Below are 19233 nucleotides of genomic sequence, written 5' to 3' on the forward strand. Positions count from 1 at the left end.
CACCGGCCCCCTTCGGGCCGAGGCTGCAACCGCCAAACGGAACAATAACACCGTAGCGCTCGATTTCCGCATCCCCCGTTCGGAGGATGCGGGCAGGGCCTGACTGCGGCAATCTCAATACGGTTCCCCGACGCGTCGCGCTCACCTGCGGAGACGCGGCGCAAGTATGGGATCCGCCAGGGCCCTCAGTTGGCCGCGTGCGTGCTCGGCGTCTGATCGCCCGCCATCCCGTTCCCATGTTCAGTGGCCATGCGCCCGGCCGGCCCATGGCAGAGGAGCCTGCCATGCGCTTTCTTGGTCAAGGTCTCGCTTGCATTGGTCGCCGCGGGCCAGCCCTGCTGGTGCTCTCCCTGGCTTTGGGAGCGGCCTTTGCGCCACTCGCCGCAGCAGCCTATCAGGCGTTGCCCATCTCGGCCTTCCTGCTCACCTTGGGGTCCTTTCTCAGCGCGAGCCTCGCCCCTGCCGAGAAGGCCGTGGGCTGGCGCCGCATCCTCCTTGCTTTGGTGTGGGTCGCTGTTGGCGTGCCGCTGCTGGCGGCAGCCATTGTGTTCCAGTTGCACCTTGATCCGGCACTGGAGGCGGGTGTCGTTCTCTCCGTACTGGCGCCTCCCGTCGGCAGTGCCGCCGCGATCGCAGTGATGCTCGGTCTCCAGCCGCGCCTTGCTCTGGTGGCCTCCCTTGCATTGACGCTGGCGGCGCCTTTATCCATGCCAGCCTTTGCGACGGCTCTTGGCGTGAATATGGCGGTCGACATGCCCCATCTTGCCTGGCGATTGGCTATCATCATCGGTTCGGCCGCCGCTCTGGCACAGGCGGCACGGCATTGGCGCAGCAGGATCAGGGCAATCCTGCCCGACCAAACGGCCGCGGCGGGTGTGGCCGTGGTAGGTCTCATGATCGTGGGCCTTGCCACGATGAGCGGCATTCGAACCCACTGGGTCACCGATCGGAGTGCGTTCACCGTCTTCGCCCTGGCTGCCGTCGGCGTAAACCTGGCGGCCGGAGGCGTGGGCTCTCTCTTGTTCGCAGCCTGGGGCGCCAAGAACGCGTTCACAATCGGGCTCGTGAGCGGCAATCGCAACGTCACGTTGGCTTGGGCCGCGGCTGGCACAACCCTCCCGGCGGCCACCGAGGCTTATGTGGCGGCTTGTGTCCTCCCCGTCTTGGCCCTGCCACTGGTCGTCAAAGGTGTCATTGGCGCGAGAGCTCGCCTCGTCCGCACACTCGGCCGGCACAAGCTGCCCGTGAACCCTGCCGCTGTTGCGGTGCCTCCTAAAGCCTGAGGACACCATCCATGCACGCCATCAGCCCCTCCCTCAAGAAAGCAGGCCCACGGCTGAAGACGTGCTGAACGCGGTTCCCCGTCCGCTTGCGGGTCGGACCGCGCTCGTCACCGGATCAACCAGAGGCATTGGCATGGGGATTGCCCGTGCCCTGGCGGAGGCCGGTTGCAATCTCGTTCTCAACGGCCGTAGTCCAGGTCAGCAAGGCGAGCCTCTCGCAGACGCGCTCGCCGCAACCTGGAACGTTGAGGCTCACTATCATGCGGCGGATCTTCGCAAGAGCAGTCACGCGGAGCGGCTTGTTGCGTTCGCGCAAGAGCAGTTCGGCACGGTCGACATCCTGGTCAACAATGCTGGGATCCAGCATGTTGCCCCGGTCGAGGCGTTTGCTGACGCATACTGGGAGGAAGTCCTGTGGCTCAATTTGACCGCGGCGTTCTGTACCGTCAAAGCGGTTCTGCCGGCCATGCGTGCCCACGGCTGGGGGCGCATTATCAACATCGCATCGGTTCATGGCCTTGTTGCGAGCATCAACAAATGCGCCTACGTGGCGGCCAAACATGGCCTGCTGGGACTTACGAAAGTCGTTGCCCTGGAGACGGCCAATGACGGGATCACGTGCAATGCGATTTGCCCAGGCTGGGTACTGACCGAACTTGTCCAGCGTCAGGTGAAAGCACGGGCTGCGGCTTCCGGAATGAGTCCCGTCGAAGCACGCATGGACCTGCTGCGAGCGAAGCAGCCGATGCATGAGTTCTCGTCCATCGAGAGCATAGGCGCCCTCACGGTATTCCTCTGTGGCTCTCACGCTCGGACCATCACGGGAGCGGCCTACGCCATGGACGGCGGCTGGGCGGCACACTGAGTTGGGTGGTCCGGAGGCCGAGTTCCCAGTCGGGCTCCCAATCGTTGTTGGATGTGCGACGTCTGGGTCAGGAAATGAGATTCCCTGCTATTTCGCAACGTCCGATTCGCTGAGGATTACTGCCTTCGAGCTCTGGTCTCAGGCGTACCATTTGTAGCCCTTCCTGGCTCACTGGTCCGACTTTTGCAGAAGGCCGCTTTCCTTGAAACCAACTAGGATACTGGGGCAATGTATCACCGCTCAGACCAGACCCCACAGATCCGCATCCCGCAGTAGCATCGCGACAGCCGTGCCCTGGTTCGGTGCCGCGAGGCCTTTGGCGAACTCCGGGGTGCCGTCGACATACACTTCGAGACGCTCGATCTCCCGTACGATGACGCCCGACCCCAGGACCGTCTCCGCGCCGGGCACGAAGCCGTTGATCTCGGCCTGGAACTCCGCTGACGCGAAGACCTCCCCGTCCACCTCTAATCGAAGGACGTCAGTTCCCGTCCCTCCGGTCACGGTGTCGAAACCGGCCAGGGCATCGTCGGTGACGATCAGGAGGTCGTGGCCGGCACCACCGTTGGCACTGTCGAGGCCGGTGCCGAGGAGCATCACGTCATTGTCGTCACCGCCGCTGAGGTTGTCGTTACCCGCATTGCCAGCAAGGAGATCGCTGCCGGTAGATCCCGTAATCGTGTCGTTGCCGCCGCCGCCAATGAGGAGATCGGACCCGGCACTGCCACTGACACTGTCGTTGCCCCTGCCCGCGAGGACGACATCGTTGCCGCCTCCCGCAGAGATCGTGTCGTTGCCGCCTCCCGCCATCACCAAGTCCGCTCCAGAGATGCCTGCGACTGTATCGGCAGCACCGCCGTGAAACGTGACACGATCGGCACGCAGAGTGGCCTCGGCGAATGCCGCGAGAATGCCGTGACTGGCTGCCGAAGGGTGAACCGGGTCAAAGTAGGCGACCTCGTCGGGATCGGCTTGGCTCGTGATCCCGGTTGGAACGGGACTGTTGTTTTGGTCGAGGGTATAGAGAGGAATGTCGAACACTTTCAGGCCGAAGGTCTCCAGGTCGCCGTGGACCTCGCGAGTGAGGCGATCGACGTCGATGATCGTCGTCGGCACGCCGGCCCCGTTGTAGGTGGCCGCGAGTTGCCGCAGGCCAGCATTGTGGGCCGCGATCATCGCGTCCTCGGCTGCCCGCTCGGCCTCGGGGAGAGCAATCCCACGAGGCGTCTGTAAGGAGAGCGGCAGGTTAAAGAGGACGAGGTCCTCGACACCTTTTCGTGCGAGCCGCACGGCCGCATCGTCAATACTCTCAAGCACTCTGCCGACGATCGTGGGATCGTTCGGATCGGCGTCGTGGTAGTCATTGCCGCCGATGAAGATCGCGGCAGCGCTGTCTCTCGGGGCGCCGAAAAGATAGCCGACCTCGAATTCCGTGATCTGGGCGTCGAGACCGATGAGGACCTGCTCCGGTCCCAACGAAAGGGCCTTTGCGCCGCCATAAGCGTAGTTGTTGGAGGCAACACTGAGTTCCTGAGACAGGATCTGGGCATAGACGAGGCCGTTGGTGAAGCGACCATCAACATAGGGCGGGTCGGGCCGGAACGGCTCCGGCAGCCGCCCCGCATCAGAGATGCTGTCCCCGAAGACGAAAAGCCTCGTGAAGTTGATCGTCATGTCCACCTCCGACGCCACGGCTGGCGTGGCTTCGTCACTGTGATTTGCCCCTACCCTGCACCGGATTATGGGCAGGATAAGGCCCGCACGCTTCCCCATTGGGGGGAGGAAGAGGCATTCTTATAGGTGATCGACAGACTGTTCGCTGAATGGGAACTACGGAACGCCGGACCGCTCAGCGCATGCCTGCGAGTCGTAAAGGTCTCCTGTGAGGCACATCCTGCTCTTAAGCGTAGCCGTTTGGAGGTTCGCTTGCCTCACGACTGCGGAAATACGGCCAAGGTCCGCCTCGTGCCATGAGCGGCCCTTGCGAAGTGGGCAGCTGACCGCCGATGCTCTCGCCCCAAAGCGGGCGTTTGTTATCAATCTCGTAGCAAGTACTACGTCGCGCTGTTACTACGTCGCGCTGTGCCGACGCGCTTTCCGAAAATGCGCGATCGGCCCGTTTGCTGTTTCGAAAATAGCTTTTGGCCGCCCTCCATCATGGGGACGTCTGTACCTCTTCCAGCAGCCATTTCCGAAATGCCTCCAGGCCAGGGCGCATGGGGCGATCCTCGGGCGTCGTAAACCAATAGGCGTTGCGGCTTTTGAAGCCGAGCCCAGCCGGATTGACCAAGCGTCCAGTCTCAAGCTCCTCCTGCACGAGCCGGCGGGGAACCAAAGCGAGGCCTTGGCCGGAGATCGCCGCTCGAATGACCAGTGAATAGAACCCGAATCGTATCGTGTGCACCGGCGTGAAGTCGTCCAAGCCATATGCCTCGGCAAACTCGCTCCAGCGCAGGGGCGTTTGGAAATGATCCAGTACGGTATAGCGGCGCACATCCTCTGCCGCCTTGATGCTGCCTAGGCGTGCAACGAAGGATGCCGCGCCAACCAGAGCGATGTCGCGGCCGAAAAGGTAATTTCCTCGATGCCCGGGCCATACTCCCTCCCCAAATCGGAATACCCCATCGGCCGCCTCCGCTGTGTCGGCCGTCACAAAAGTCGTGAATTGCACGTCGATCTCAGGATGGAGCTCCGCGAACCGGGAAAAGCGCGGAACGAGCCAGCGATCGCCAATGATCGGCAACACATGGAGCCGGACCGACCAGGGCGAGGCCCTGAGAGCAGAGACCTGTGCGCTGCCCGTCTCAAGCTCCGCCAGGGCACGGCGAACATGTTTCACATAGATCCGCCCAGCCTCTGTCGGAACGAGGCCGCGGCTGCCGCGGGCGAATAGGGAAATTCCCAATGTCTCCTCCAAGCCTCGCAAATGTTTGCTCACCGCGCTTTGCGTCAGGTTGACAGCCGTGGCGGCAGCTGAGGCCGTGCCGTGTTCGGCAACGGCAAGAAGGACGCGGAGGGCAGTCAGGGAGCCTGGGAGGCGCTGGATCGTCATGGGCCTGAGTTCAGAGGCGAGAAGCGGAACAGGCTCCTACTATTCCAAAATAGAATATCAAGGAAACGAATTTTCATTTGCCAGCCACGGGTTCCCTTGGGACACCAAAGAAAAAGGAAAGTTGCATGACATCGACCAACGTTCTGTGGGCCTCACGCTTCCGCTCAGGCCCTTCCCCAGAGCTCATGGCTCTCTCACGCTCCGATGCCAGCCATTTCCGCCTAGCTGCTTATGATCTCGCTGCCTCCTTCTCCCATGCGCGGGAGCTTGTTAGGGCCAAACTGCTCACCCAGGGCGAAGGCGAAACGATCGAAACGGCCCTTAGGGCTCTCGAGATCGAGATCGCCGCTGGAACCCTCGTTCCATCCGAGCATGACGAGGATGTGCACACCTTCCTGGAGCGTACGCTCATCGAACGGCTCGGGCCGCTCGGCGGCAAGCTCAGGGCCGGACGCTCGCGCAACGATCAGGCGGCCAACGATCTCAAACTCTATCTCCGGGATCAGGCCCGTCGCATCGTCATCGACCTGTTGGGCCTGCAGGAAGCCCTTGCGCTTCAGGCCGAACGGCACCTTGAGACCATCGCCCCGGGCTTCACACATCTTCAGCCCGCGCAGCCGGTGAGTTTTGCACACCAACTCCTTGCGCACGCCCAGGGCTTCGCCCGTGACATCGACCGCCTGCAGGATTGGGATCGGCGGGCAGCACGCTCCCCGCTCGGAGCCGCGGCGCTCGCGGGGTCAGCCATTGCCAAATCGCCCGAACTCTCCGCCCATGAACTCGGTTACGATGCTCCCTGCGAAAACTCCATCGATGCGGTTGGCAGCCGCGATCATGTGACGGAATTCCTGTTCATCACCGCGATGACCGGTGTGAACCTGTCCCGCCTAGCTGAGGAAATATTCCTGTGGTCCTCGCGCCAATTCCGCTGGATCGCGCTCGATGATGCTTATGCGACCGGCTCGTCCATCATGCCGCAGAAAAAGAACGCCGATATTGCGGAGTTGACCCGAGGTCGCGCGGCACGCCTCATAGGCGGCGTCGGCACGATGCTGACCACACTCAAGGGGTTGCCCTTCGCCTACAATCGCGATCTCGTGGAAGACAAGCGGGCCGCATTCGAGGCGGTCGATTCCTTGGCCCTCGTGCTTCCAGCCATGGCCGGAATGGTTCGAACAATGCAGGTCAATGCACACGAAATGCGACGTCAGGCAACGGATGGCTTCACGCTTGCTACCGAAGTGGCCGACTGGCTCGCTCGCCAGGGGGTTCCTTTTTCGGAGGCACACGAGATCACCGGTCGGCTGGTACGATATTGCGAGGACCACAATATCGGCCTTGAGGATCTGAGCCCAGAGGATCTGGCGGTCGTGGACGCGCGCTTGAACCCGGCCCTTATGGCGAGCCTGACGCCCGATGCTGCCATTGGGGCCCGTGACGGCTATGGCGGAACAGCTCCACTCCGGGTGGCCGAACAGCTTGCTCGCCTGCGTTCGGATTTCGACACACAGCGCGAATGGGTGATGCGCTATGATGGTCCGCGGATCTGAACAGGCACGAATGGGAAGAACCGGAATGAGTAGCACTACCGCATCATCCTCGACGGGTATGGCCAAGACCGAACGCTTCGATCCTTCAATCGCGCATCTGACACATGTGCCCCGCCGCCATTACGGACGCTGGATTGCTAGTGCCCTGATCCTCGCGGCTTTCGCCTATGTGGTAAAGGCATTCGCTGAAGGACAGATCGACTGGGCCGTGGTTGGTCAGTTCTTCACGGCCCAATCGATCATTAGCGGTCTTGGCAACACGATCATTATGACCGCTTGCGCTATGGCTCTAGGCATAGGGCTCGGCGTCCTGTTCGCCATTATGGTGATGTCGCCCAACCCGGTTCTGAAGGCCGTCGCGGTCTTCTACATCTGGTTCTTTCGCGGCACGCCGCTCCTTCTTCAGCTTCTGATCTGGTTCAATCTCGCTCTGGTGTTCCCGCGCATCGGAATCCCGGGCCTGTTTGAGGCCCGCATGGTCGACGTGATGACGCCATTTATGGCGACGCTGCTGGGTCTCGGCATCAATCAAGGCGCATACACGGCGGAGGTTGTACGTTCAGGAATCCTGTCGGTCGATGCGGGCCAGACGGAGGCTGCCAAGGCTATCGGCATGACGCGCCTGACGACCCTACGCCGCATCGTTCTTCCGCAGGCCATGCGGGTCATCATTCCGCCGGTCGGCAACGAGGTGATCAGCATGGTAAAGCTCACGTCCATCGCGAGCGTGATAGGCTTCGCCGAGGTGCTGCGGAACGCGCAGACGATCTACTTTGCCAATGCCCGTGTGATCGAACTCCTGATCGTGTCTGCCGGCTGGTATCTGATCATCGTGACGATCCTGAGCATCGCTCAGCATTTCCTCGAACGCTATTTCGCCAAGGGATCGGGCCGCCGGTCTCGTCGGGTTACACGTCCGGTGGTTGAGGGTTGAGCCATGATGCCTATCGTCATTGCAGCCGATGTGCGCAAAACTTTCGGCTCCGTTCAGGCGCTCGACGGTGTGTCAATCGAGATTGCCGCCGGCCAAGTACTCTGTATAGTCGGGCCATCAGGATCGGGTAAGAGTACCCTTCTTCGCTGCATCAACCAATTGGAACGCATCGACTCCGGGGCCATCTGGGTGGATGGCGAGCTCGTCGGTTATCGCCGTATCGGCCACAAGCTATATGAACTGACCGACGCAGAAATTTCACGCCAGCGGCTGACGAGTGGCATGGTTTTCCAGCGCTTCAATCTGTTTCAGCATATGACGGCGCTTGAGAACATCATCGAGGGTCCAATGACGGTGCAAAAGCGCCGTCGCAGCGAAGTCATCGGAGAAGCCATGGCGCTATTGGAGCGCGTGGGGCTTTCAGCAAAGCGGGATGCCTATCCGTCGGAACTCTCTGGTGGTCAGCAGCAGCGTGTGGCGATTGCCCGTGCACTCGCAATGAAGCCTAAGCTGATGCTGTTCGACGAGCCGACCTCGGCGCTCGACCCGGAGCTAGTTGGCGAAGTCCTAGCTGTTATGAGAGATCTGGCCCGCTCGGGCATGACGATGATTGTCGTGACACATGAACTTGGATTTGCGCGCGAGGTCGCAAACGAAGTCGTCTTCATGGATCGGGGGGCCATTGTGGAACGGGGCTCGCCGCAAGAGGTGCTGATGCACCCGCAACAACAGAGAACGCGCGATTTCATCGCGGCAGTACTCGCTTGATAAATGTTCCCCAGGAAAGGACCGACGAGAATGAAACTGACAGCAGGTTTGCTCGCGAGCGTACTCGCATTGGGATTCGCGGCTCCGTCCCACGCGATGGAACTGCCAGATCGGATCAAGAAGGCTGGCAAAATCGTCGTTGCGACGATGCCGAACTACGCGCCGATCACCTTCAAGGATCCGTCCACGAATAAGCTCTCGGGATTTGATATCGATCTGGGCGAGGCTCTCGCGAAGGAACTCGGCGTTGAAATCGAGTGGCAGGAAATCGCCTTTGCTCAGATGATCCCGTCGCTTCAGACGGGCCGGGTCGACATCGCACTTGCCGGCATGAGCGATCTTCCAGCCCGTCGGGACATCGTAGATTTCGTTGACTACATGAAATCAGGCGCGCAGTTCTACACCTCGCCCGCCATGGCAGCGACCATCAAGACACCCGAGGATCTGTGCGGTAAGAAAGTCGGTGCGAGCCGCTCCACCAACTGGCCCCGCCAGATCGGCGAATGGAGCCAAGCCAACTGTGTAGCGAAGGGAAAGCCCTCCGTCGAGGCCATCGGCACCGAGGGATCTGCGGACGCTCGAACGCAGTTGAAGACGCAACGCCTCGATGCAGCCGTTCAGGGCAACGAGACACTGCCATACTTCCAGTCGCAGGAGCCCAACACCTACGTGCTCATCGGCGAGGCCTTCACGGTTTCCCTTTCTGGCATACCGGTGCTCAAGACGGAAACCCAGTTGCGCGATGCCATCAAGGAAGGACTTGAGCGCCTTCAGCAGAAAGGCATCTATGACGAGATCGTGAAGAAATACAGCCTTCAGGCGAATAGGCTGACACCCATCACGATCAATCAGGGCAAGGACTAAACACGAAGACGGGCTCATGCATCGTCGCGTGAGCCCATCAACTGTCTCGGTCGACGGCACGAAAAGAGCCCAGCGTCGCATACTTTTGTGCATTCAAGAACTCCTCTTCGCCTCCTGCGCCACTAGCACCGGCAGGTCGTCCCAGACATACAGGTGGTTTTCGGAGCGCCAGACAGGACCGGGATCGGTGTAGTTCCCTGCCCTTGTGCCGCCCATCCCTTCATAGAACGCAATGGCCGGATTGTTCCCCACAACGACTCCAAGCCCCACACCACTGTATCCGGCTTTCATCATGTGGCGCCCGAGGTGAAGCAGGAGTTCGCGGCCGACGCCCCGACGCTTGAACGCAGTTCCCACATAGAGGAACTTGATTTCGGCTCGGCTCTGAAAGATCTCGTGCGAGGCTGATCCCGCCATCCCAAAGCCCGCCAGTTGCCCATCGACCTCTGCAATCAAGATTGTCTGCTCGCACCCTTCCCTCGCAAGCAAGCCCTGCCATCGGGCGAGCCTGACCTCCTCCGTTACCGCGTCAAATGCAGCCTGCGGAGCAAGACCTTGATAGGTCTCCCGCCACGTATGAAAATGCAGCCGTGCAATCGGCGGTGCATCGGTCTTCTGTGCCCAACGGATCGAGATGGTCATCTTGTCTCTTATTGCGTCGTGGCAATCATTAGCTGAGCTCTACCTCTCACACCCAGACACCAGAGCCAAGTACCTATAGACCATAGACTAGGCGCCTTAAGGCCGCCGCCGATGTCAATGTTCTGCCCAATGTATGCCGTGAACGGTGCTGAAGTGAAAATCTTACGTAATTCTCTGCCCTTCATAAGCATCCGGTATTCCCGTCCTGAGCGGACACTCGCTCCACTTCCGGGATGTGCCGATTCCGTTGAAAAAGTCCTCGTGATTGAAGGCGGATTGTGATTCCCTGATGAGGCATTCTCAGCAGGAGGATCGGGCAATGATGGGCGAGTGTCTGGTGATGCAGGAGAGCCTGTTCTATGAGTTCCGGCTTGAGGATCATGTTCCCTCCGATCACCTGCTGAGGCGCATCGACTGCTTCGTCGACTGCTCCGGGCTGCGCCAGCGTCTGGCCGGCTACTACAGTGCCACCGGCCGCCCCTCTGTCGATCCCGAACTGATGATCCGCATGCTGCTGATCGGCTACTGCCTGGGCATCCGCTCCGAGCGGCGGCTCTGTGAGGAGGTGCACCTCAACCTAGCCTACCGCTGGTTCTACGGTCTCGGGCTGGAAGACAAGGTGCCCGACCATTCCACCTTCTCCAAGAACCGGCACGGGCGCTTTCAGGAGTCTGACCTGTTCCGTCACCTGTTCGAAGCGGTGGTGCAGCGCTGCTTGGACGAGGGGCTGGTGGGTGGTGAAGGCTTTGCGGTCGATGCCAGCCTGATCCAGGACGATGCCAACAAGCAGCGCTCCCTGGCAGGCGCCGAATGGAGGGCCCAGGACCATACCGATGCCGCGCCGCGGGCGGTGCGCGAGTACCTCGCCACCCTCGACGAAGTCGCTTGGGGTGCAGCAACAGACGTTGAGCCGAAGTTTGTCTCACCATCTGATCCAGCGGCTCAGTGGACCGACGCCATGCGCGGACCCGCGTTCTTTGCTTATGCCGACAATTACCTCATCGACCTCAAGTCAGCGGTGATCGTGGGCGTGGAGGCTTCCCGGGCGGTGCGGCAGGCCGAGGTGGGGGCTGCCCGCACCATGCTGGAGCGCGCGGCCGAGCGCTTTGGCCTCAAGCCCGAGCGGCTGGCGGGTGACAGTGCCTACGGCTCGGCCAAGATGCTGCACTGGCTCGTGGACGAGCAGAAGATCGAGCCGCATGTTCCGGTGATCGACAACTCCGAGCGCCAGGACGGCACCTTCTCACGATCTGACTTCACGTATGATCCGGAGACGGACACCTACATCTGTCCTGAGGGCAAGACGCTGACGACCAGCGGTCGGATCGTGACTGAAGGAACGAACCGGCTCTACCTGGGCAGCACTTTTGACTGTGGCCCGTGTCCGCTCAAGGAGCGTTGCTGTCCCAACACGCCGGCCCGCAGGATCACACGTAGCTTCTATGAGCACGCAAGAGAGGTCACGCGAGCGCTGGCCGGCACGCCAGCCTTTGAGCGGTCACGTCAGGGCCGCAAGCGCATCGAGATGCTGTTTGCCCATCTCAAGCGGATCCTGAAGATGGGACGTCTGCGGCTGCGCAGTCCGTGCGGGGCTCAAGACGAGTTCCTGCTGGCCGCCACCGCTCAGAACCTGAGGAAACTCGCCAAGCTGGTTCTGCCGACAGGGCCTCAGATGACCCAAGAGGCTTGAGAAGGTCCGCAGGATACACCTCACCACAGTCTTAGCCTCAACAAGGCAAGCTGCATCGCTGTCCCAGCCCGTCTGGATGCCGACTTTGTCAACGCAATCTGCCAGAAGACGACGTTCCCAGCTCCATCCATATGCGCTGGGTGACAATCGTGCATCGAAGGGTGGCTGTTTTCCCGAGGCTTAGAATAACCGTCGGGGCCGGTGGTCTTGGCCGGGAAGCGGTGCCGGGCGGCGCGGGCCAGACGAGCTCGAACACCGTCAGGTCGAACTCGACCTCTTGGGAGCCCAACTCGATGTCGCCCAGTCCGAACTCGATCAGAGCACGATCCGCGCCCGGCCGTTGGCGAAGCCACCGGCATCACCCTGAACCCGGGCGGCTGCCACCAAGGCGGCGATGTCGTTCGTCGTGTCCGCCGGCCTCCACAGCGTCGGTGTGTTCGGCCAGAACGGCCTGCAAACGCCCGTCGGTACAAGGTGATCTTCACGATAAGTCGTTCCCGTGTTCTTCGGCTAGCGTGTCTGCGTCGGCCTGCCGCTCGGCATCGCTCCACCGCCCGCCCTACCGTTCGCCGAGGTAGCGAAAGAGCGTCTGGCGCCACCAGGCGCCCTGGATCGTCTCTAGCATGGCGACATCGACAGGCTCGCGCAGGGGACTGCCGGGGGGCAGTGCGATGCCGTACATCTGCGCGTCGAAGGAGATCTCCAGTATCTCCGCGGAGGACGCGAACTGCTCCCTCACGATCCAGGCCAGCAATGGCTTGTCGTACACGAAGGCATCCAGCGTGCCTCCTTTGAGTGCCCCAAGACCATCCTGGGGAGTGGCAAAGGTCTGGTAGCCGATCCGGCGCTCGTCGAGGAATGCCGTGGTCGCCGAACCTACCACGACCCCGACCCTGACCGCCGTCAGATCATTCACCCCGGACACAAGCCCCTGGAGCTTGCGCGTTGTGAGCGTCGACGTCACGCTCGCGGTGAAGACCGCAAGCGCCACGACGGAGGCAGCCATCCACACGATGGCCAAGATGCGCCCGGGCAGTGTCCTCGGCGCGAGATAGCCCGTGCTTGCCTGGGTCATGGTTTCGGCCGACCACCAGATGCTGGTGCCAAGCCCCTTGACCGCCCCACCCCCGAAATCCTCGTTGTGGCGGCGCTCGAACAGCCAGATCAGCAGACCGATGCCCACGGCAAGGCCCACCAAGGCCAGGATGGCCTGGACGAAGCCGAACGATCCGACCGTATCGATGATCAACTGCCAAGCCGAGGGGCGGGCCGACGGCACCGCAATCCCTAGGCCGCTGAGATAGAACGGCTGGCTGAAATCGAGCATTCGTTCCCGCTCGGCTGTGATGGTCAGGGCCGCGACCGCCGCGTCGTACTTGCCCTCGGCCGTCCCGTGCAGCAGCCCGGGCACCGTCGGCTCCTCGACGAACCTGTACCGGAGTTGCAACTGGTCGCCGACCCTTCGCCACAGGTCGATGCTGATGCCGAACCACGAGCCGTCAGCCGCCTTCATGGCGAAGGGTGCCGCTTCCTTGGTGGCGATGACGAGTTCGCGATTACCAGAGATCTGGGCGGCAGCCGGTGCGATCGACGGTGCTATGAAACTCCCGAACAGGAATAGAAGTGCGCGCAGGTACTGCATCATCGTCCCTCGTTGCCTGCGTGGAGAAGAAGATTGGCGGCATGCGGAAAGTCGCTCAGCGGCGGCGATTAAGCCAGACTGTCGCTTGCATGCTTGTCCAGGCCGACGGCATCAGGAACTCGTGCCACCTGCCGTCAGGCGCCAGAAGCCGCCGCACGTCATAGTCGGCGGCCTCGCTCGATGGAGCCGAGATCCTGTCTGGAGGAGCCGGCAGTGCCTCATCGTGCCGGGGTGACAGGCAGATCCGCTGCTCGTCGCCCACGGTGTGAAGCATGCCGTCGCACGGACCTCCTACACACCAATAGGTCGCTCCCGCGCCGCCATCCCGATCCTTTCCACGCCCGCGGTCCATTTCCCGACGTTTCGTCAGACCCCCTCCGGCTGGGGCAGTTGTTACGCCCGCCTCCCCGATGGCGCCCGGTCAGGCCCGAGTTCCCTCCGTCGCGTCCGGCGGGCGTCCATCCGGGGGGCGCCGGAGCCGCGATCAAGCCATAATCCTAACAGGAAAGCTTGACCTCCTGAAGCGGGCTCCTCCAACTCCCTTGAGGCTCTGCTCCAGGCGACGAAGAGCAATCAGACTGGAGCGGCTAAAATGGATAATCCTCGACCGCGGCTGATGGCTTGCGGCCCAGGGCTGGTCCGGGCGCTACTTGTCTTCAACAAACAAGCCGCACTGAACGGCGTTATGGGGGGCAAGCTCGGTAGTACCATGGCCTGAACGAACGTCCGATCATCCCATCAGTGAGGAACTAAGGCTAAGGTCAGCCCAATCCCATAAGGCGACGTTTGATCTGTGACTTTAGAAGGCTCAAGGGCGCAGCGAAGGCTGGGTCACTTGGCGGATCTGTCTAAGGTGCCATTTCTTAATCTGGCAAAGCGAAGCAAGGGAAGAACAAATGATTAGTGGCAGCTCCGGGCCTCCCACATATTTCCGAGGGAGCACAAAGGTTAGACGGCGAAGTAACAAGATGTTCATCCTGACTTTGATAAGATCTCGACTTTCAGTAGTGCTCCGTTAGACTTCTCCTAGGCTCATTCCCTGAATGAGAACGAGCTCTGGGGTGCCTTCCGATCTATGCCAAGTCTGCCGTCTTTTTCTTTCGAAGGATCCCTGGTGTCCGCGCCGGAGGAGGCATACTGGATATGGCGCAACATTGTCTCGCCGCTGTTTGACGTAGCGGTCGCAGATACACAAGCCGTCGCATCGTTCCGGGTCAAAATCGACAGTTACCACTTTGGTCCGTTGCTCCTCGGAAGCGTGGCAGCGAGTGGGCAAGAGTTTCGCCGCACCCCGGTGACGATCGCGCGCAGCGGCGTCGATCATTACCTCGTGCAGCTTTATCCCGTAGGCGGCTACGCGGGAGATGCAGAGGGCCGAACGGTCCATGTCCATCCTGGCGACCTCAGCATCCTTGATCTGTCCCGGACAATGCATACCCGGGCGGCGACCTTTCAGAACCTCAGTCTCGTGGTCCCGCGATCGGTATTGGAGCCTCTGGCGAGGAATCCCGACGGGCTCCATGGCCTTGTGCTCTCAGGTCAGTCCTCTCTCGGCCACCTGCTCGCCACCTATCTGAGCACCGTCTATCAGGCGGCAGGCTCTCTCAGTTCAGAGGATGGGGCTCGTATCTCTAATGCGACGGCTAGCCTTGTCGCTGCCTGTTTCGGCCCTGCGGCCGACGCTCATGAGACAACAACGATCGCCAAACGCGCTGCACTGATCCTGACGATCAAGCGCTATATCGACAACAATCTGGCAGATCCATTGCTGACGGTGGACAGCATCGGCCGCGAGTTCCGCCTGTCAAGGGCCACACTCGGCCGAATGTTCGAGCCATTGGGTGGATTAGCGGCGTTCATACGGGCACGACGGATGCTCCGGTGCTTCAGCGAGATCACGTCATCAGCCCATGCTCATCGCTCCATTGCGGATATCGCCTACTCGTGGGGCTTCAACAGTGAAACCGCCTTCAGCCGGACGTTCCGCGGAATGTTCGATATGTCGCCCCGGGAAGCCCGAGCCGAGGGCGCCTCGGCTCATCGAACAATCAAACATCTCCAGCCTGGCTCGAATGGATCTGGCCAGCCAGTTCTGGCCGAGTGGATCCAATATCTTCGGGTCTGATCGGCCCTACCTCCTTTGATCCCGCGCGTGAGATAAACGGCGCAAAGCTTGAGGCAAACTGCAAAGTATTTCCCCGCCCGATCCGCTAAACAGCTTACAGGGTTAATCCGTTGCAAGGGGGCAGCCGCGATGACCGCAAAGATCTTTCGGCGCCGGAGGGAACCATCCGGCAGCATCATTGAAGCCGCGTACAGTCCATCTCGGTTCTTACATCCGGAGGCAGCGAACGAAAACCGATGCTCTGACTCCCCGGGCATGTCGCCGAGGGAAACTGAGATCATCACACATCTGGCGACCGGCCAAAACCCGTCTGCCGTTGCGGATCTGTTGAAGATCGACGAGGCTGCCGTCAAGGAGCACATCAAGTCCGTTCTGCGCAAGTTGAAGACGAGAACAGCCCGGTCGCCATCAGATCGGCCCGTGAGCAAGTAAGTTGATCGAGACGCAACTGAGATACACCGCAGGACGACACTTCGATGATTTCGCTTCGCGGCCTGCTGACCAACGATCAAACATTATGAATGCCTGCAACGGGTCGATTTGGGTCTTTAAGCGCGACCGTGTGAAGGTCGGCTCGCGGTCGCGTTGCAGACGTTCTTCCCTGCCTGAGCCCAAGCGATCCAAAGGCGGCTATTCCTCAGCGCACATGCCCGTCCAAGGATCTTTCTCGGGCCCTGCTTCATTGGGAGACAAGACAGAGGAACAAAGCGAACGCCATGAGCGGCATGGGCACGGCGAAACCCTGGTTGAGGGCATTTACCCGGATCTCGGGCCTCATCGCTCGGCCTGTGCGTGAGGCGCAAGGCGAGAGCGGGGTGGTCCTCCAGCCCTACCGTGGGTATGGTTCCCCCACTGAGGTGTTCCTGATCGGCCGGGTGTTCCGCCAGTCGAAACCGTCCTCAGAGACCCGACGAACCCCGCTCCTCGCTGATCTGCGCGATATCGGCCGGCGCATCGCCCGCCGCGCCGTTCCCAATGCGGACGGGACAGCCCGGTTCTACGGCGCGGAGGAACCCTTCACCACTGACCAGGATGGCTACTTCCGGGTCCATCTCTCCCCTGCCCTGTCGGTACCTGACGATCGTTGGTGGCACACGATGGATCTGGCCCTGGAGCAGCCTCAGGCGGTTCAGGCGCAAGCGCAGATCTTCATCCCGCCGGCCAGCTGCCGGTACGTGGTTATCAGCGACATTGACGACACCATCATGTACACCGGGGTCGCCAACAAGCTCAGGATGCTTTGGCGCCTGTTCGTCGAAGATGCCAAGAGCCGAATGGCTTTTCCTGGGGTCGGCGCCTTGTACCGGGCCCTGCACGCCGGCACCTCAGGCCATCAGCAGAACCCCATGCTCTATGTCTCGCGGGCGCCTTGGGGCATCTATGAGGTATTGGAGGAATTCTTTGACCGGCATGGCATTCCCGTTGGCCCAATTCTGTTCCTGCGCGAATGGGGTGTCTCGTGGACCAGCCCGCTGCCCCACAAGGCCGAGGACCACAAGCGTGAGCTGATCCACAACATGCTGGCGCTCTACCGTGATCTGCCTTTCGTGCTGATCGGCGACAGCGGGCAGCATGATCCTGAGATCTACCGCCAGATCGTTGACGAGCATCCCGGCCGGGTGCTGGCGGTCTACATCCGCAATGTCTCCCGAGATCCCAAAAGGATCAGGGAGATCGAGGATCTCGCCAAGGTGGTGGCGGGGGCGGGCAGCAGCCTCGTCCTGGCGGCCGACAGCCTAGCGATGGCCGGGCACGCGGTTGGTCTCGGCCTCATTGCTCCAGCGACGCTCTCGGAGGTCAAGGACGAGAAGGCGGCGGCCGACACGGCGCGGCGGCCGGCGACCCATGGCATCCAGCGCGCCACTCCGGCTGCGACAGCCGACGCCGTGTCGCGGGGTGACCTGCAGTGTCTGGTCGAGACGGGATCGGAGGCCGTGCCGCCCAGCGTCGTCGTCGAGCCGAAGACGCGCCGGCCCCTCGACAAGGCTTGACGTGGCAGGGACCTCCCAGAACCAGGTGTGTCTGTTGCGGTCGATGGTGGAGGGCTCCTGCCACGGTTCAAAGACCCTCACTCCGGGGCTCAAGGGTGCTCACGCAATGGGCTCTGCCAAACCCATAGAGCAGCGGCATCTCCAGGCGATAACGCCAGATAAGGCTGCCTTAATGCCAGAACGGCATCCTGACCTTTCGGTCATTGGGGAACTTCGCGTTCATGAGCGGCTCCGCATAGGTGAACAGCAGCCGTCTCCGAAAGGCCGGAGGCGTCTCGATGATCTGAATGTCGCGCGCCAGCGTCTCGTCTGGCCAGAAGTACGGCCTCTGTCCGCCCATGAAGGCCGCCTCTTGGGTCCAGGGCGGCACCTCGAGCCCCCAGCGCTGGGCCAGGTGCTCGCCGACCGCTCCGAGCCAGGCATTATCCCTCGGCTCTCCGGTCGGAATGGGCACCGGATCGAGCATAGCCTGTTGGGCTGCCTTGTCCTTCTGCTGGTAGAAAGCTTCCTCGAACTCGCCCGCGGCAAGTCCAAAGCAGTCGCCATCCTCCCTCGCCAGTGCGGCGACATCGGCCAGGGACTTCGGGGTCGCGTTCAACACCAACCCGCAGCCAAAACGATCAAGTGCATAGTCGAACTGGGACAGCCTCCTCTCAATGGTCCGGGCTATCTCGCCGTCCTCCTTGACTCTTCTCTCCAGGTAAGGAGCGACGAGGCGCTTCAGCCTCTTGGCACTCTTGATGCCGGCCTGAGCCGCGATCCGGATGGCAGGTTCAAGATCGTCGTAGCCGATGTCGTCTCTCAGGCGAAGCGAGGCGAGGAATGTCATCGGAACAAGCAGGCTGGCTGGCGCAGCGAGAACCCGAAGCCCAGGGCGCTCCCAGGACGGGTACATTCCCGTCGGGAACCCAGCCGCCGCGGACGGTCCGTGATCAAAGGCGGCGGGCAGGATGTCCTCGACCCAATCGTTGGGGAGCCCGACACTTCGTCCTGCGCCCACGACCACTTGCCGGACAATCCCGCCCCTGCCCTCAAGGGCAATGTCTGCCTCGATGCGGGTGCCATCGTCGGCCCAGCTGTAGCGGACCAGGATGACGCATCGCTCATGGATCATGATCTCACCAATGACCCGGTGACCTCGAAGCTCCTCGCCAGCGAGGTTCAGTGCCCTGCGTACGAGGTCTAGGTAGATGTGAGCGGAAGCTGTCATCGCCGAACTCGCAGGGGTGACATGTCTGCGGTGAGGTAGGGCGTCCTGCTCCGCAGGCCATGGAGCGGAGCGACGCTGCTTTCGCCGGCTCACACAACTCTCTGTGTGCTCCCGCTCGGCCCGCCTGACGGACACGTGAGATGCGAGTAATTGGTGGGCTCCCCGTTATCGTCGATGCTATCGTTGAAACTGGGCCGTATGGCGTAAGGCGTGCTTCTGGGCCTGTGAATGACCTGCCACACGCTCGGGCTGTCGTTCTTCGCTTATCTTGCGACCGACTGGATCGAACTGGGGTGAGCCAAACTCGTTTTCCGGGCAGGCTGAGGCCCACCGCCCCCTAATCTGCCCCGCTTACCCCAGCCACTACCAGTTTATACACCATATAAGATGTTGAATAGAAGGATAAATCTGATAATTTGTGAAGCTAAGTAGGAGTTGACTACAGTTTGGCATCGGGGAATTAGCGTTGCGGTTTAGGTATCGATAACTGCCGCTTATGATACCAATGCGGTTCTGAGGCTTTTGGGGCGATTTTGACCGCAGTTTGGGTTCCTTCCCGCCTGGATCTGCGCCATGCGACGGCTTTTCGCTGCGGCCAAGGCTGTGCCCGAGCAAGA

16 protein-coding genes are annotated in these 19233 nt (G+C 61.4%); 10 read left to right on the forward strand and 6 right to left on the reverse strand.

Annotated elements, in window-relative coordinates:
• Positions 1-284 precede the first annotated feature (284 nt).
• Positions 285-1283, forward strand: a complete 999-nt coding sequence (locus NF876_RS39270; RefSeq protein ID WP_262273271.1) for a hypothetical protein — start codon at positions 285-287, stop codon at positions 1281-1283.
• A gap of 61 nt (positions 1284-1344) precedes the next feature.
• Complete coding sequence (locus NF876_RS39275; RefSeq protein ID WP_315975122.1) at positions 1345-2148, forward strand: 3-hydroxybutyrate dehydrogenase; 804 nt, start codon at positions 1345-1347, stop codon at positions 2146-2148.
• 240 nt (positions 2149-2388) lie between these two features.
• Here NF876_RS39275 and NF876_RS39280 read toward each other — a convergent pair whose 3' ends face one another.
• Both NF876_RS39280 and NF876_RS39285 read right to left on the reverse strand, forming a co-directional pair.
• On the reverse strand, positions 2389-3822 hold the full coding sequence (locus tag NF876_RS39280; RefSeq protein WP_262273272.1) for an SGNH/GDSL hydrolase family protein: 1434 nt from the start codon (positions 3820-3822) through the stop codon (positions 2389-2391).
• Positions 3823-4303: 481 nt separating this feature from the next.
• Complete coding sequence (locus NF876_RS39285; RefSeq protein WP_262273273.1) at positions 4304-5200, reverse strand: LysR substrate-binding domain-containing protein; 897 nt, start codon at positions 5198-5200, stop codon at positions 4304-4306.
• A gap of 125 nt (positions 5201-5325) precedes the next feature.
• Between NF876_RS39285 and argH the strand changes: the two genes are divergently transcribed.
• Genes argH through NF876_RS39305 form a run of 4 tightly spaced genes read left to right on the forward strand, consistent with a single transcriptional unit; the run spans position 5326 to position 9316 of the window.
• Complete coding sequence (gene argH, locus NF876_RS39290; protein ID WP_262273274.1) at positions 5326-6750, forward strand: argininosuccinate lyase; 1425 nt, start codon at positions 5326-5328, stop codon at positions 6748-6750.
• Positions 6751-6808: 58 nt separating this feature from the next.
• On the forward strand, positions 6809-7684 hold the full coding sequence (locus NF876_RS39295; protein ID WP_262273280.1) for an amino acid ABC transporter permease: 876 nt from the start codon (positions 6809-6811) through the stop codon (positions 7682-7684).
• A 3-nt stretch (positions 7685-7687) separates the two neighbouring features.
• Entirely contained in the window at positions 7688-8452 is a 765-nt protein-coding gene (locus NF876_RS39300; protein WP_262273275.1) for an amino acid ABC transporter ATP-binding protein, read from the forward strand.
• A 30-nt stretch (positions 8453-8482) separates the two neighbouring features.
• A complete protein-coding gene (locus NF876_RS39305) occupies positions 8483-9316 on the forward strand; it encodes an ABC transporter substrate-binding protein (protein WP_262273276.1) in 834 nt (277 codons plus the stop codon).
• A 93-nt stretch (positions 9317-9409) separates the two neighbouring features.
• On the opposite strand, the gene NF876_RS39310 is transcribed toward NF876_RS39305, so the two are convergent.
• Positions 9410-9958: a GNAT family N-acetyltransferase gene (locus tag NF876_RS39310; RefSeq protein ID WP_262273277.1), complete on the reverse strand. Its 549-nt coding sequence runs from the start codon at positions 9956-9958 to the stop codon at positions 9410-9412.
• Between the two features lie 319 nt (positions 9959-10277).
• Here NF876_RS39310 and NF876_RS39315 point away from each other — a divergent pair, with 319 nt between their 5' ends.
• Positions 10278-11648, forward strand: coding sequence for a transposase (locus NF876_RS39315; RefSeq protein WP_262273278.1), 1371 nt, complete (start codon positions 10278-10280; stop codon positions 11646-11648).
• 559 nt (positions 11649-12207) lie between these two features.
• Here NF876_RS39315 and NF876_RS39320 read toward each other — a convergent pair.
• Positions 12208-13290 carry a transporter substrate-binding domain-containing protein gene (locus NF876_RS39320; protein WP_262270412.1) on the reverse strand — a complete coding sequence of 361 codons (1083 nt, stop codon included), beginning with the start codon at positions 13288-13290 and terminating at the stop codon, positions 12208-12210.
• A gap of 55 nt (positions 13291-13345) precedes the next feature.
• A complete protein-coding gene (locus NF876_RS39325) occupies positions 13346-13564 on the reverse strand; it encodes a hypothetical protein (protein WP_262270411.1) in 219 nt (72 codons plus the stop codon).
• Positions 13565-14404: 840 nt separating this feature from the next.
• Here NF876_RS39325 and NF876_RS39330 point away from each other — a divergent pair.
• The 3 genes from NF876_RS39330 to NF876_RS39335 all read left to right on the forward strand — a co-directional run bounded on the left by NF876_RS39330 (position 14405) and on the right by NF876_RS39335 (position 17406).
• Positions 14405-15415, forward strand: coding sequence for a helix-turn-helix domain-containing protein (locus NF876_RS39330; protein ID WP_262270410.1), 1011 nt, complete (start codon positions 14405-14407; stop codon positions 15413-15415).
• Positions 15416-15670: 255 nt separating this feature from the next.
• Entirely contained in the window at positions 15671-15847 is a 177-nt protein-coding gene (locus NF876_RS43740) for a LuxR C-terminal-related transcriptional regulator (RefSeq protein ID WP_373696783.1), read from the forward strand.
• A gap of 284 nt (positions 15848-16131) precedes the next feature.
• Positions 16132-17406 carry an App1 family protein phosphatidate phosphatase gene (locus NF876_RS39335; RefSeq protein ID WP_262270409.1) on the forward strand — a complete coding sequence of 425 codons (1275 nt, stop codon included), beginning with the start codon at positions 16132-16134 and terminating at the stop codon, positions 17404-17406.
• A 169-nt stretch (positions 17407-17575) separates the two neighbouring features.
• Here NF876_RS39335 and NF876_RS39340 read toward each other — a convergent pair whose 3' ends face one another.
• The gene (locus NF876_RS39340; protein ID WP_262270408.1) at positions 17576-18616 is read right to left on the reverse strand and encodes a hypothetical protein; all 1041 of its coding nucleotides are present in this window, start codon (positions 18614-18616) and stop codon (positions 17576-17578) included.
• Positions 18617-19233 lie beyond the last annotated feature (617 nt).

This window comes from Microvirga yunnanensis (assembly GCF_025460875.1).

Coding starts and splice junctions, on each gene's coding strand:
- NF876_RS39270 (WP_262273271.1), top strand. CDS start 285: ATGCGCTTTCTTGGTCAAGGTCTCGCTTGCATTGGTCGCCGCGGGCCA.
- NF876_RS39280 (WP_262273272.1), bottom strand. CDS start 3,822: ATGACGATCAACTTCACGAGGCTTTTCGTCTTCGGGGACAGCATCTCT.
- NF876_RS39285 (WP_262273273.1), bottom strand. CDS start 5,200: ATGACGATCCAGCGCCTCCCAGGCTCCCTGACTGCCCTCCGCGTCCTT.
- argH (WP_262273274.1), top strand. CDS start 5,326: ATGACATCGACCAACGTTCTGTGGGCCTCACGCTTCCGCTCAGGCCCT.
- NF876_RS39295 (WP_262273280.1), top strand. CDS start 6,809: ATGGCCAAGACCGAACGCTTCGATCCTTCAATCGCGCATCTGACACAT.
- NF876_RS39300 (WP_262273275.1), top strand. CDS start 7,688: ATGATGCCTATCGTCATTGCAGCCGATGTGCGCAAAACTTTCGGCTCC.
- NF876_RS39305 (WP_262273276.1), top strand. CDS start 8,483: ATGAAACTGACAGCAGGTTTGCTCGCGAGCGTACTCGCATTGGGATTC.
- NF876_RS39310 (WP_262273277.1), bottom strand. CDS start 9,958: ATGACCATCTCGATCCGTTGGGCACAGAAGACCGATGCACCGCCGATT.
- NF876_RS39315 (WP_262273278.1), top strand. CDS start 10,278: ATGATGGGCGAGTGTCTGGTGATGCAGGAGAGCCTGTTCTATGAGTTC.
- NF876_RS39320 (WP_262270412.1), bottom strand. CDS start 13,290: ATGCAGTACCTGCGCGCACTTCTATTCCTGTTCGGGAGTTTCATAGCA.
- NF876_RS39325 (WP_262270411.1), bottom strand. CDS start 13,564: ATGCTTCACACCGTGGGCGACGAGCAGCGGATCTGCCTGTCACCCCGG.
- NF876_RS43740 (WP_373696783.1), top strand. CDS start 15,671: ATGTCGCCGAGGGAAACTGAGATCATCACACATCTGGCGACCGGCCAA.
- NF876_RS39335 (WP_262270409.1), top strand. CDS start 16,132: ATGAGCGGCATGGGCACGGCGAAACCCTGGTTGAGGGCATTTACCCGG.
- NF876_RS39340 (WP_262270408.1), bottom strand. CDS start 18,616: ATGACAGCTTCCGCTCACATCTACCTAGACCTCGTACGCAGGGCACTG.